The sequence below is a fragment of the Luteococcus sp. H91 genome (genome assembly GCF_038433135.1).
GTDB lineage: Bacteria > Actinomycetota > Actinomycetes > Propionibacteriales > Propionibacteriaceae > Luteococcus.
In genome coordinates, this window is the sequence record NZ_JBCDMV010000007.1 from 85412 (window position 1) to 98430 (window position 13019).

12 protein-coding genes and 1 rRNA gene are annotated in these 13019 nt (G+C 68.1%); 9 read left to right on the forward strand and 4 right to left on the reverse strand.

All coding sequences use genetic code 11. The features are described from left to right. Positions 1-82 precede the first annotated feature (82 nt). Genes AAEX57_RS05125 through AAEX57_RS05150 form a run of 6 tightly spaced genes read left to right on the forward strand, consistent with a single transcriptional unit; the run spans position 83 to position 9374 of the window. Complete coding sequence (locus tag AAEX57_RS05125; RefSeq protein ID WP_342090821.1) at positions 83-3799, forward strand: nitrate reductase subunit alpha; 3717 nt, start codon at positions 83-85, stop codon at positions 3797-3799. Continuing rightward, positions 3799-5460, forward strand: a complete 1662-nt coding sequence (narH, locus tag AAEX57_RS05130; RefSeq protein ID WP_342090820.1) for a nitrate reductase subunit beta — start codon at positions 3799-3801, stop codon at positions 5458-5460. The genes AAEX57_RS05125 and narH overlap by 1 nt, the downstream gene beginning before the upstream one ends. Continuing rightward, the gene (narJ, locus tag AAEX57_RS05135) at positions 5457-6206 is read left to right on the forward strand and encodes a nitrate reductase molybdenum cofactor assembly chaperone (protein WP_342090819.1); all 750 of its coding nucleotides are present in this window, start codon (positions 5457-5459) and stop codon (positions 6204-6206) included. Before narH ends, narJ begins: the two co-directional genes overlap by 4 nt. Next, complete coding sequence (narI, locus tag AAEX57_RS05140; RefSeq protein ID WP_342090818.1) at positions 6203-6964, forward strand: respiratory nitrate reductase subunit gamma; 762 nt, start codon at positions 6203-6205, stop codon at positions 6962-6964. The genes narJ and narI overlap by 4 nt, the downstream gene beginning before the upstream one ends. After that, the gene (locus AAEX57_RS05145; RefSeq protein WP_342090817.1) at positions 6961-8172 is read left to right on the forward strand and encodes an MFS transporter; all 1212 of its coding nucleotides are present in this window, start codon (positions 6961-6963) and stop codon (positions 8170-8172) included. Before narI ends, AAEX57_RS05145 begins: the two co-directional genes overlap by 4 nt. Further along, positions 8169-9374 carry a molybdopterin molybdotransferase MoeA gene (locus tag AAEX57_RS05150; protein ID WP_342090816.1) on the forward strand — a complete coding sequence of 402 codons (1206 nt, stop codon included), beginning with the start codon at positions 8169-8171 and terminating at the stop codon, positions 9372-9374. The genes AAEX57_RS05145 and AAEX57_RS05150 overlap by 4 nt, the downstream gene beginning before the upstream one ends. Before the next feature lie 18 nt (positions 9375-9392). Here AAEX57_RS05150 and AAEX57_RS05155 read toward each other — a convergent pair whose 3' ends face one another. The 3 genes from AAEX57_RS05155 to moaA are packed head-to-tail and all read right to left on the reverse strand — an operon-like array spanning position 9393 to position 11152. Next, a complete protein-coding gene (locus AAEX57_RS05155) occupies positions 9393-9881 on the reverse strand; it encodes a MogA/MoaB family molybdenum cofactor biosynthesis protein (RefSeq protein WP_342090815.1) in 489 nt (162 codons plus the stop codon). 19 nt (positions 9882-9900) lie between these two features. Next, the gene (locus tag AAEX57_RS05160) at positions 9901-10134 is read right to left on the reverse strand and encodes a MoaD/ThiS family protein (RefSeq protein ID WP_342090814.1); all 234 of its coding nucleotides are present in this window, start codon (positions 10132-10134) and stop codon (positions 9901-9903) included. Position 10135: 1 nt separating this feature from the next. Continuing rightward, positions 10136-11152 (reverse strand): GTP 3',8-cyclase MoaA, encoded by a 1017-nt coding sequence (moaA, locus tag AAEX57_RS05165; protein ID WP_342090813.1) that lies wholly within the window; start codon positions 11150-11152, stop codon positions 10136-10138. A gap of 61 nt (positions 11153-11213) precedes the next feature. Between moaA and AAEX57_RS05170 the strand changes: the two genes are divergently transcribed. From AAEX57_RS05170 to AAEX57_RS05180, 3 genes are all read left to right on the forward strand, one after another. Next, entirely contained in the window at positions 11214-11630 is a 417-nt protein-coding gene (locus AAEX57_RS05170) for a molybdenum cofactor biosynthesis protein MoaE (RefSeq protein ID WP_342090812.1), read from the forward strand. Then, a complete protein-coding gene (locus AAEX57_RS05175; RefSeq protein ID WP_342090811.1) occupies positions 11620-12318 on the forward strand; it encodes a HesA/MoeB/ThiF family protein in 699 nt (232 codons plus the stop codon). The genes AAEX57_RS05170 and AAEX57_RS05175 overlap by 11 nt, the downstream gene beginning before the upstream one ends. Positions 12319-12400: 82 nt before the next feature. Beyond that, on the forward strand, positions 12401-12832 hold the full coding sequence (locus AAEX57_RS05180) for a DUF6918 family protein (RefSeq protein ID WP_342090810.1): 432 nt from the start codon (positions 12401-12403) through the stop codon (positions 12830-12832). Positions 12833-12899: 67 nt separating this feature from the next. On the opposite strand, the gene rrf is transcribed toward AAEX57_RS05180, so the two are convergent. After that, positions 12900-13016 (reverse strand): 5S ribosomal RNA (gene rrf / locus AAEX57_RS05185). Between the last annotated feature and the right edge of the window lie 3 nt (positions 13017-13019).

Below are 13019 nucleotides of genomic sequence, written 5' to 3' on the forward strand. Positions count from 1 at the left end.
ATGAAATTGTGCCGGATTAATTTCCCCGAAATTCTCCGAACCAACTACTCATTGTCGTGCCGCGCATGGTTTCATTCTGTGCATGACTGACACTGCGCGCACCGACGGGGCTGCCAGCAATGCACTGCTGAAGTTCGGACGCTTCTTCACCAAGTGGGACGAGACCGACGACGGCCGCGCCGTCTTCCGCGAGGGCGGCCGCAAGGGCGACGTCTTCTACCGGGACCGGTGGAGCCATGACAAGGTGGTCCGCTCCACCCACGGGGTGAACTGCACCGGCTCGTGCTCGTGGAAGGTGTACGTCAAGGACGGCATCATCACCTGGGAGTCGCAGCAGACCGACTACCCCACCACCGGCGCCGACCGCCCGGAGTACGAGCCGCGCGGCTGCCCGCGTGGTGCGGCGTTCAGTTGGTACACCTACTCCCCCACCCGGGTGCGTTACCCCTACGCCCGCGCCTCGCTGGTGGAGATGTACCGCGAGGCCCGGCAGCGTCTGGGCGATCCGGTGGAGGCCTTCCATGAGGTCAGCACCGACCCTGACAAGCGCCGCCGCTACCAGAGCGGCCGCGGCAAGGGTGGTCTGGTGCGGATCAGTTGGGAGGAGGCGCTGGAGATCAGCGCCGCCAGCTATGTCAACACCATCAAGAACTACGGCCCCGACCGGCTGGTCTCCTTCAGCCCCATCCCCGCGATGAGCCAGGTCAGCCACGCCATCGGCACCCGCTTCACCCACCTGCTGGGTGGCGCCATGACCTCCTTCTACGACTGGTACGCCGACCTGCCGGTGGCCAGCCCGCAGGTCTTCGGCGACCAGACCGACGTCCCCGAATCGGGCGACTGGTGGGATTCCACCTACCTGATGATGTGGGGCTCCAATGTCCCGCTGACCCGCACGCCCGATGCCCACTGGATGGCCGAGGTGCGCTACCGCGGCACCAAGGTGGTCACCGTCGCCCCCGACTACGCCGACAATGTGAAGTTCGCCGACGAGTGGCTGCCCGCCCAGGCCGGCACCGATGCCGCACTGGCGATGAGCATGGGCCACGTCATCCTCAAGGAGAACTACGTCGAGCGGCAGGTGCCCTTCTTCACCGACTACGTGAAGCAGTACACCGACCTGACCATGCTGGTTCGGCTGACCGACCACCCCCAGGGCCACGGGCTGACCGCCTCGAAGTTCCTGGTGGCCGCCGACCTGCCCGAGCAGTCCCGGCAGGCCGACGCCAACTTCAAGACCGTGATCTGGGACAAGGCCACCGGCACCCCCGCAGTGCCGAAGGGCTCGCTGGGTTTCCGGCACAACAAGGACGACGAGGGCAACTGGAACCTCAAGCTGGACGGGCTGGATCCGGCGCTGTCCATGATGGAGCTCGACGGCCACGAGGACGTCGAGATCGTGCTGCCCTGCTTCGAGGATCCGCGCGGTGAGGGCTCGATCATCACCCGCGGCGTACCGACCAAGATCATCAACGGCGAGCGCTACTGCACCGTGCTGGACCTGATGCTGGCCCAGTACGGCGTCGGCCGCGAGGGCCTGCCCGGCCGCTGGGCCAACGGCTATGACGACGTCGAATGCCCCTACACCCCGGCCTGGCAGGCGGAGATCACCAGCGTGCCCGCCGAGGCCTGCATCCGGATCGCCCGCGAATTCGCCAAGAACTCCGAGGAGTCCGAGGGCCGGACCATGATCATCATCGGCGCCGGCATCTGCCACTGGTACCACGCCGATGTCACCTACCGCGCGATCATGGCGTTGCTGATGCTCACCGGCTGCATCGGTCGCAATGGCGGCGGCTGGGCCCACTACGTCGGCCAGGAGAAGTGCCGCCCGATGACGGGCTGGTTCAACATGGCCAATGCCCTGGACTGGAGCCGCCCGCCCCGCACCATGATCGGCACCGGTTACTGGTACATGCACACTGACCAGTGGCGCACCGACGGTTTCAGCGCCGACGCGATCACCTCCCCGCTGAGCACCGGCAACCTGGACGGGATGCACGCCGCCGACGCGATGGCCACCGCCAATCGCCTGGGCTGGATGCCCTTCTACCCGCAGTTCGACCGCAACCCGCTGGACCTTGCCGACCAGGCCCAGGCCGCCGTCGACGCCGGTGAGGCCGCCACGGTGCAGGACTGGATCGTCTGCGAGCTCAAGGAGGGCCGCCTCAAGAGCGCCATCGAGGACGTCGACGCGCCCGAGAACTGGCCCCGCACCCTGGTGCTGTGGCGCTCCAACCTGTTCGGAAGCTCCGCCAAGGGCGAGGAGTACTTCCTCAAGCACCTGCTGGGCACCCACAACAATGTGATGGAGAACGGCCACGGCTCCGGCGTCGAACACCGCCCCCGGACGGTGAAGTTCCACGAGGAGGCCCCGCAGGGCAAGCTCGACCTGCTGATCACCAGCGACTTCCGGATGACCAGCTCGACGCTGCTCAGCGACATCGTCTTCCCCGCCGCCACCTGGTACGAGAAGTACGACATCTCCACCACCGACATGCACCCCTATGTGCACGCCTTCACCCCGGCGATCGACCCGCCGTGGGAGGCCGCCAGCGACTTCATCACCTTCCGCCGACTGGCCGAGGCGATCAGCACGCTGGCCAAGAAGCACCTGGGCGTTCGCAAGGACATCGTCGCCGTCCCGATGCAGCACGACACACCGGGCGAACTCGCGCAGCCCGGCGGCCACGTTCCGGACTGGAAGGACACCGACCTGCCGGCCGTGCCGGGCAAGAACATGCCCAATCTGATGGTCGTCGAGCGCGACTACACCGCCATCGCCGACAAGCTGTTGTCGGTCGGGCCACTGGCCGACCGGCTGGGCTTCACCACCAAGGCCGTCACCTTCGACGTGAGCCACGCGGTGGAACGGCTGGCCAAGCTGCACGGTGTCTTCGATTCGGGCCCGGCCGAGGGCCGCCCGGCAATCGACACCGACGAGCGGATGGCCGAGGCGATCCTGACCTTCTCCGGCACCACCAATGGTGAGCTCGCCACCCAGGGCTTCAAGACCCTGGAGAAGCGCACCGGCGTGAAGCTGGCCGACCTCTCCGAGGGCTCGGAGGAGAAGATCATCAGCTATGTGCAGACCCAGCAGGCGCCGCAGCCGGTGATCACCTCCCCGGAGTGGTCCGGCTCGGAGACCGGCGGCCGACGCTACGCCGCCTTCACCATCAACACCGAGCGACTGAAGCCCTGGCACACCCTGAGTGGCCGGATGCACTTCTTCCTGGACCACGACTGGATGATCGACGCCGGTGAGCAGCTGCCGATCTACCGTCCCCCGCTGAACATGGCCCGCGCCTACGGCGAGCCGGAGATCGGCGCCCGCGGCGAAAAGGCGATCACGCTGCGCTACCTGACGGTGCACAACAAGTGGTCGATCCACTCCGAGTACCAGGACAACCTGTTCATGCTCTCGCTGGGCCGGGGCGGACCCCAGGCCTGGCTGAGCGTCAACGACGCCGCCGCGATCGACGTCAAGGACAACGAGTGGGTGGAGTGCACCAATGCGAACGGCGTCTTCGTCGCCCGCGCGGTGGTCACCCACAAGTTGCCCGACGGCATCGCCTACGTCCAGCATGCCCAGGAGCGCACCATCGACGTTCCCAAGTCGGAGGCGACCGGCCGTCGGGGCGGCATCCACAACTCCGTCACCCGCATCCTGCTGAAGCCCACCCACCTGATCGGTGGCTACGCACACCAGGCCTATGCGTTCAACTACGTCGGGCCCACCGGTGTCAACCGAGACATCATCTCCACCATCCGCAAGCGCTCCCAGGAGGTTCAGTACTGATGCGAGTCATGGCACAGGTTGCGATGGTGATGAACCTCGACAAGTGCATCGGCTGCCACACCTGTTCGGTCACCTGCAAGCAGGCATGGACCAACCGGGCCGGCACCGAGTACGTCTGGTTCAACAATGTGGAGACCCGCCCCGGGCAGGGCTACCCGCGTCGTTACGAGGATCAGGAGAAGTGGCAGGGCGGCTGGGTTCGCACCCCGTCGGGCGGCCTCAAGCTCAAGTCCGGCGGCCGTTTCAAGAAGCTCTTGAGCATCTTCGCCTCCCCGGTGCAACCGGGACTGGAGGACTACTACGAGCCGTGGACCTATGACTACGAGACGCTCACCAATGCCCCGCTGGGCGACGACTTCCCGGTGGCCCGACCGAAGAGCCTGATCACCGGCAAGGACACCAAGATCACCTATTCGGCCAACTGGGACGATGCACTGGGCGGCACCGCCCAGGCCGACGACCCGATCGTGCAGAAGCTGCAGCAGGAGGCCTCGGACAAGATCAAGTTCGAGTACGAGAAGAGCTTCATGTTCTTCCTTCCGCGGATCTGTGAGCACTGCCTCAACCCGTCCTGCATGGCGTCGTGCCCCTCGGGCGCGATCTACAAGCGCTCCGAGGACGGCATCGTGCTGGTGGACCAGGACCGCTGCCGCGGCTGGCGGCAGTGCATCACCGGCTGCCCCTACAAGAAGATCTACTTCAACCACCGCTCGGGCAAGGCCGAGAAGTGCACCTTCTGCTACCCGCGGCTGGAGGCGGGCATGCCGACGGTCTGCTCCGAGACCTGTGTGGGGCGGCTGCGCTACATCGGCATCATCCTGTACGACGCGGATGCCGTGACCAAGGCCGCCGCCACCAAGAATGACCAGGACCTCTACCAGGCCCAGCTCGACGTGATGCTGGATCCGCACGACCCGGCGGTGCTGGCCGAGGCCCGCAGGTCCGGTATCCCCGCCGACTGGATCACCGCAGCCCAGAAGTCCCCGGTCTACGCGCTGATCAAGCACTTCAAGGTGGCGCTCCCGCTGCACCCGGAATACCGCACCATGCCGATGGTCTGGTACATCCCGCCGCTGTCACCCGTGGTGGACCTGCTGCGTGAGCAGGGCCACGACGCGGAGGCCGCCGGCAACCTGTTCGGCGCGATCGACGCGCTGCGGATCCCGGTGGAATACCTGGCGGAGCTGTTCACCGCCGGGGACACCCGGATCATCACCGACGTGTTGCAGAAGCTCGCCGCGATGCGCTCCTACATGCGCGGCGTGACGCTGCACGATGAACGCGACGCAGAACTGGCCGCCGCCGTGGGGCTCACCCCCAAGGCGATGGAGCAGATGTACCGGCTGCTGGCGATCGCCAAGTACGACGAGCGCTATGTGATCCCCAAGGCGCACATCGAGCAGGCGCACAACCTGGAGGAGATGGGCTGCAGCCTGGACTTCGAGGGTGGCCCCGGGATGAACGAGGAGGGCCCCTTCGGCTCCTCCTCCCGTGGCCCGGTGCCGGTGGCGATCGAGACCTACCAGTCGATCAAGGCGCGGCAGGCGGCCGCGGAGGCCGACGTCGCTCCCCCGCCGCTGATGCCGTCGGCCGACGGCCTGCCGGGCGTCGACCAGAGTGGCGTCGACTGGTCCCGCGTCGAACAGGAACCGCGTCCATGACCAGCGCGGTCACCAGCCTGGACGCCAGCCAGGTCTGCTACCAGGTCGCCTCGCTGCTGCTCAGCTATCCCGACGAGGAGTTGCTGCGCCGGTTGCCGGTGCTGCGCGCCGCCATCGCGGAAACCCCCCATGCGGGGGCCTTCGCCGCCACCTTCGACCACCTGGAGTCGCAGAGCCTGACCGAGGCTCAGAGCTTCCACGTGCAGGAATTCGACATCTCCCGTCGCCATGCCCTGCACCTGAGCTACTGGACCGACGGTGACACCCGTCGCCGGGGCGAGGTGCTGGCCGGGATCAAGCAGATCTACCGGGAATCCGGGCTGCTGGTTGATCTTGGTGGGGAGCTGCCGGACCATCTACCGCTGGTGCTGGAATTCGCCGCCCTGGGCGACCCGGAGCGCGGCACCGAGCTGCTGACCCGCTACCGCCCCAGTCTGGAGCTGCTGCGGATGCAGCTGGAGAAGGACGGCCTGCCCCAGGCCGGGATCCTGCAGGCCCTCTGCTCCACCCTGCCGGGACGATCGCCCAGCACCCGAGCCGAGGTGCAGGCGATGGTGGACGCCGCGATGCCCGTCGAGAATGTCGGGCTGGAAGGCTACGGCGGTGACTTCCTGGGGATGCCCCAGGTGCCGAAGGCCGAACCCGACCTCGGCACCGTCCCAACCACGACGGCCGAGCCCGTCGAGGCACCCCGTCCCTCCCTGATCTCCCGTCTCACTGGCCGTTCCAAGGAGAAGAAGCAGTGAACACCTTCCTCTGGGGCATGCTCCCCTACGCCTGCGCCACACTGTTGATCGGCGGCACCATCTGGCGCTACAAGAACGACCAGTTCGGTTGGACCACCCGCAGCTCCCAGCTGTACGAGAGCAAGCTGCTCAAGATCGCCTCGCCGCTGTTCCACTTCGGCCTGCTGATGGTGATCGCCGGGCACTTCATGGGCCTGGTGATCCCCAAGTCCTGGACCGACGCGATCGGTTTCAGCCAGCACAACTACCACCTGCTGGCGATGGGCGGCGGGCTGGTGGCCGCCGCCGCCACCATCATCGGTCTGGTGATGCTGATCTGGCGTCGCCGCACCACCGGTGAGGTCTTCAACGCCACCACCGTCAACGACAAGGTGATGTACCTCTTCCTGGCCGCCGCGATCATCCTGGGCACCTGCGCCACGCTCTTCGGCGCGCACGCCCCCGACGGCAGCGAGCACAACTACCGGGAGACCGTCTCACCGTGGTTCCGGTCGCTGTTCACCTTCCAGCCCGACGTCGAGGCCATGACCAGGGCGACGCTGGTCTTCCACCTGCACGTGCTGGCCGGACTGCTGCTGTTCGCCATCTGGCCCTTCACCCGGCTGGTGCACGCCTTCACCGCGCCACTGCACTACCTCTTCCGCCCCTACATCGTCTACCGCAGCCGTGACGGGGTCCCCACACCTTCCAGCCAGGGCACCGGTGCCCGTCGCGGCTGGGATCCCATTGGTACTCCTGACCGAAAGACCCGCCGATGAGCAATCCCGTTTCCCCGTCCACCCGGCCTGCCCTCAAGGGCCAGCTGGGTCAGGTCATCCTGGCCACCCTGGCCTCGGCCACCGGCTTCTGGGCCTGGATGTCGATCGCCCCGATGCAGAAGACCTATGCCACCTCGATGGGCCTCAAGGAGGGCCAGATCGCGATGATCCTGGCCACCCCGGTGATCGTCGGCTCGCTGGGTCGGATCCTGGTGGGCGCGTTGACCGACCGGCTGGGTGGCCGCAAGATGTTCACCCTCATCCTGCTGCTGACGGCCCCGGCCGTGATCCTGGTCTCCGTGGCCGGGCAGATGAAGAACTACCCGCTGCTGATCGGTGCCGGTTTCTACCTGGGCATCGCCGGCACCATCTTCGCCGTCGGCATCCCCTTCTCCAGCGCCTGGTATGCCGCCGAGAAGCGCGGCTTCGCCAATGGCGTCTTCGGAATGGGCATGATCGGCACCGCCGTGGCGGCTTTCGTCACCCCGCGACTGGTCAAGGCCCTGGGCTATGCCACCGCGCACTATGTGATCGCCGGCATCGTGGTTGCCGTCGCCGCCCTGGTCTGGTTCACCATGAAGGAGTCCCCCGCCTGGGAGCCGCAGCACCAGCCGCTGGTGCCGAGGATCACCGCGGCGCTGAAGCTGGCCATCACCTGGCAGATGTGCTTCCTGTACGCCATCGTCTTCGGCGGCTTCGTGGCCTTCTCCACCTTCCTCACCAAGTACCTCACCACGGTCTACCCGCACCTCGACACGGTGGCCGCGGCCAACCGGATGGGTACCTTCGTGATCGCCGCCGTGCTGGCGCGCCCCTTCGGTGGCGTCCTGGCCGACAAGATCGGCCCCAAGGTTGTCACCCTGGCCTCGCTGGCCGGCGTCGCCGCGATGGCCTTCATCGCCTCCACCCAGCCCAAGGAGGGCGCCCTGACCGGGCTGACCTTCCTGTTCATGGCCGCCTGCCTGGGCCTGGGCCAGGGCTCGGTCTTCGGCTGGGTGCCGCGGGTCTCCCCCAAGGACAAGGTGGGGGCCATCTCCGGCACCGTCGCCGCCGCCGGCGGCCTGGGCGGCTACTTCCCGCCGCTGGTGATGGCCGCCACCTACGACGCCGCCACCCACTCCTACGCCAAGGGGCTGTGGGCGCTGGTGGCCACCGCGGTGCTGGGCATCGCCTTGGCCTTCGTCCTGAAGGAGAAGCGGGCCGAGTGAGCGTGTCCGTCGACGAGCACCGCGCCCGGGTGCGCGGGCTCGTCACCCCACTTCCCGTGGCATCCGAGCCCTTGCTCGGATGCCACGGCCTGCTTCTGGCCGCGGACGTGCACGCCACAGTCGCCGTTCCCGCCTTCGACTCCTCCGCGATGGACGGCTTCGCGCTGCGCCGGGTAGACCTAGCCCAGCTGCCGGCGACCCTGCCCGTGGACGGGGAGATCCCGGCGGGCGCGGCGCCCTTCTCCCCCGCTGCCGGGCATGCCGTTCGGATCATGACCGGCGCGCGGATCCCCGACGGCTGTGACCTGGTGGTCCCCGTCGAGGGCACCGACGCCCGCCCCGGCGCCGGGCCCGTTCCCGCTACCGTGACGGTGCTGGAGTACGACGGCCGAAGCCACATCCGTCCGGCCGGTGAGGACGTGGCGGTCGGCGACGCGGTGCTGCGGGCCGGCACCCGGCTCGGGGCGACCGAGCTGGCGGGGGCCGCGGCCTGTGGCCTGGCGGTACTGCCGGTGCGCCGCCGCCCGCGGGTGCTGGTGGTCACCACCGGCGACGAGCTTGCCGCACCGGGCAGCGCGCTGGGCAGCGCGCAGATCCCAGACTCCAATTCCATCCTGGCCGCCGCCACCGTGGCCGAGTTGGGCGCCGCGATGCTGGCCGTGCGACATGCCGGGGATTCGGCCGAGCAGCTGGACGCCGTCTTCGACTCCCTCACCGAGACCCCCGATCTGGTGGTCACCACCGGCGGGGTCTCCGTGGGTTCGCACGACGTGCTGCAGGCCTGGGCCGCCCACTCCGCCCGTGCCCGGCTGGAGCTGGGCACGGTGGCGATGATGCCGGGCAAGCCGCAGGGCTGGGGGCATGTCCTGCTGGGTGGCGCCGCGGTGCCACTGGTGGCACTGCCCGGCAATCCCGTCGGCGTGCACGTCGGGTTGCAGCTCTTCGTTCGCGCCGCGCTGGACGGTCTGACCGGCGGGCAGGACTCCCGTCGGATCATCACCTGCCGGGCCACCGAGGCCCTGGTCGCCAGGCCGGGCCGCACCCGGCTAGTGGATGTCACGGTGCGCGACGGCGGGGCGAGCCCGGCGCCGGGTGGCCACGGCTCGCACCGGATCGGCACCCTGCACCGGGCCGACGGGCTGGCCATCGTCACCGACGAGGTCGCCCCGGGCGCTCCCGTGCAGGTCCTGCTGACCCGCTGACGCCCGCTTCGGCCAACGTCAGCGGGGGCGGCCGTCCAGATCTCGCAGCAGATCGGGCAAGAGCTCCCCGAGCAGGTCCGAGACGTCCTTGGCCCCGCCCCGGGAACTCGGGGCATTCAGCACCAGGACCCGTCCCTCGGCCGTCTCCACCAGCCCGGCGCGGGCGCGGGAGAGCAGCGCGACGGAGGTCTTGGCGGCTCCCCGACGTCGGATCTCCTCCGCGATGCCGGGCAGCTCCACCAGACCAAGCGCGGCAGTCTGGTCACTCACCACGTCACCGGGACGGATGCCGGTGCCGCCGGTGGTCACCACCACCCGCACGCTGGCGACGGCGGCCTGCAGCGCCTCCGCCACGGATTCGGCGTCGCTGGCCACGATGCTGGTGGCCACCTCGCAACCCGCGGCTTCCAGGGCTGCGGCGATGACGGGCCCGGCCCGGTTCTCGTCGGGGTCGCCCAGCGCGCGATCGGAGACGACGATGATCTGGGCGGGGGTGGTGGAAGTCATGGGGTCCATTCTGTGCGGATCACCCGCCGGTGAAGGGCGGCAGGACGTCAACCACGGATGCCGTGGCTGGCCAAGGCTGATCGCCGGCCAGCGACCTGCCGTCAGCCAGGAAGGAGCAGCGCTCCAGCACCGTCGCCGCCTCGGGGTGCAGGGTCACCAGCACCTCGCGGACCGTACCGGACTGGGTCGGCTCCACGGTCTCCTCGGCGACGCCAGCTGCCTGGGCGGCCCCGGCGAACCAACGAATCTGCATCTCAGCCTCCAATGGCATTCATGGGACGTGCGGGTTGGATGAAGTGGGTGCCGAAGCCGCCCGAGTCGCTGCCGTGTGCCCGAGGCTTGGCCCACATCGCCTCGGCCCAAAGCTCGGCGATCTGCTCGTCACTGGCGCCGGAGCGCAGCGGTTCCCGCAGGTCGGTCTCGGTCTGGGAGAACAGGCAGGAACGCAGCTGTCCGTCGGCGCTGATCCGGGTGCGGTCGCAGGCGGCGCAGAAGGGTTCGGTGACCGATGCGACGATGCCAACCGTGCCCAGCACCCGTTCCTCGTCCAGCACCCGCCAGCGCTCGGCCGGCGCCGGGCCCCGCCCGGGCAGGGATTCCAGCCGGTAACGCTGCTCGATCCGGCCCCTGATGTCTGAGGCGCTGATCAGGTTCTCCCGGGCCCAGTCCCGGGTGGCGCCGATCGGCATCTGTTCGATGAAGCGCAGTTCCGCTCCCTCGGCCAGGCAGAAGTCCAGCAGGTCGAGCAGCTGGGCGTCGTTCACGCCCTGCAGGAGCACGGAGTTGATCTTGACCGGCCCCAAGCCGGCCACGACGCTGGCGCGGATCCCGTCGATCACCCGATCCAGCCCAGCACGCCGGGTCAATCGTCGGAAGGTCTCCTCATGCACCGTGTCCAACGAAACGTTCACCCTTGTCAGCCCGGCAGCAGCAAGATCAGCTGCCTTCTCCGCCAGCCCGATTCCATTGGTGGTCAGGGCCATCTCCACCTGCGGGTACGGCCGGTGGATGGCCTCGACGATCTCGACCAGATCCGGCCGGGTGAGGGGCTCGCCGCCGGTCAGTCTGATCTTGCTGACGCCCAGCAGGCTGATCCCGATATGAGCCAGCCGAGCCAGTTCGTCGCGGTCCAGAATGGTTTCCCGCGGAAGCCAGGTAACGCCGGTGGCCGGAAGACAGTAGGTGCAGCGCAGGTTGCAGACATCGGTGACGGACAGCCGCAGGTCGGTTGCCTGGCGTCCGAAACGATCCACCAGCTGCCGACGAGTCATGCATGACATTCTACGGGTTGGTCCGTGTAAAGCCCCAGCCCAAGCGCGTATTCTGGTCGACATGTCTCATGCCGCCGTGCTCAGCGAGCCCCTCGACCCCCAGCGCGCCCGCAACTCGGTGCTCAGCAGCCACAGCGGCGCCTGTGTGCTCTTCGAGGGTGTGGTGCGGGACCACGATCACGGTCGGGGCGTCACGGCACTCTCCTACAACGCCCACCCCGAAGCCAACGCCGCGCTGGCCGCGGTGGTGGCCGAGGTGGAATCCGAGTTCGGGGTGACGGCCTTCGCGGAGCACCGGGTTGGAGACCTGGTGATCGGCGACGTGGCCCTGGTGGCCGCGTGCGCCAGCGCTCACCGTGCCCAGGCCTTCGCTGCCTGCGGCGCCCTGGTGGACCGAATCAAGGAACGCGTTCCGGTCTGGAAGAACCAGAGCTTCACCGATGGCACGTCCGAATGGGTTGGTCTGGGTGACTGCTGAACCCCACCCCGAGACCTGGTTGCGTCAGCGCGCCCTGTTGGGTACCGACGGGCAGCGACGCCTGGCTGAGGCCAGGGTGCTGGTGGTGGGCTGCGGCGGCCTGGGGGCCGGCGCCATTCCCCCGCTGGTGGCCTCCGGGATCGGCAACATCACGCTGCTCGACGACGACGTCGTGGCCCCTTCCAACCTCAACCGGCAGACCCTCTTCTCCGCCGCCGACGTCGGTCGGTCCAAGGTGGAGCTCGCGGCCGCGCGGATGCGCGCCCTCTCCCCCAGTACAGCCATCACCGCCTGCTCGCATCGCTTGACCGCCGACGACGTGGAGCTGGTGGCCCAGCACGACGTGGTGGTGGATTGCACGGACCGGATGGCGTCCCGCGCCGCCATCTCGGCGGCCTGCCACGCCGCGGGGGTGCCCTGGATGTGGGCGGCGATCGACGGCTGGAGTGCCATTCTCAGTGTGTTCACACCCGGACACACCCAGTGGGAGGATGTCGTCACCCATCGCGACGAGGCCCCAGCACCGCCCGAGGTGCTGGGTGCCACCCCGGCCGTGGCCGGCGCTTGGCAGGCAGCCGAGACCATCAAGCTGCTGACCGGTGCCGGGATTCCTCTGGTGGACCGGCTGGCAGTCGTGGATCTCCTGCACAATGACGTTCGCTTGATTGAATTGTCCGCCGGGCGCTGACAAGGCCCACGCTTCACGCCACAATGGGCTGTGATTCCCGGCGGCGCCGTGCTGCCGACACACCCAGATCGAGAGGCACCCCATGAGCTTCACCGAATCCCTGCTCAGCCCCACGAATCGTCCCCAGGTGGTCGACGCCATCGCCACCGTGGTCGACCAGGAGGTGGCCGGCAAGGGTGGCCTCGGCGGCATGGCACTCAAGACGGCCTATGCCAGCGCCAAGAGGATGAAGGAGGGCATCGTGGTCAAGGGCACCAATGCCATGCTCCCCGACATCGCCAAGGCGCTTCAGCCCTATTGGGATGCTCGCGGCGACCAGGATTTCGGCGCCTACCTCTCCAGCCGTTCCGGCGAGGTGGCCGACGATCTGTTGGCCGTGGCCGACGCCAAGGCCGCCTCCCCCGACAATGCGGCGGTGGCCAAGCTCTACAAGCCGATCCGTGGCAAGGCGAAGGGCTATGTGGAAGAGGCCCTTCCCCGTCTGGCAGCCGCCCTCACGTCCTTCGTCTGCTGAAAGCTTTTGGGCATGTGAAAACACCCCTTGGGTTGATCATTGCTGATCACCCAAGGGGTGTTTGTAAGTCCGGCGGTGTCCTAGTCTCCCACAGAGTCCCCCCTGCAGTACCATCGGCTCTAAAAGGCTTAACTTCCGGGTTCGGAATGGGACCGGGTGTTTCCCTTTTGACATGACCACCGAAACA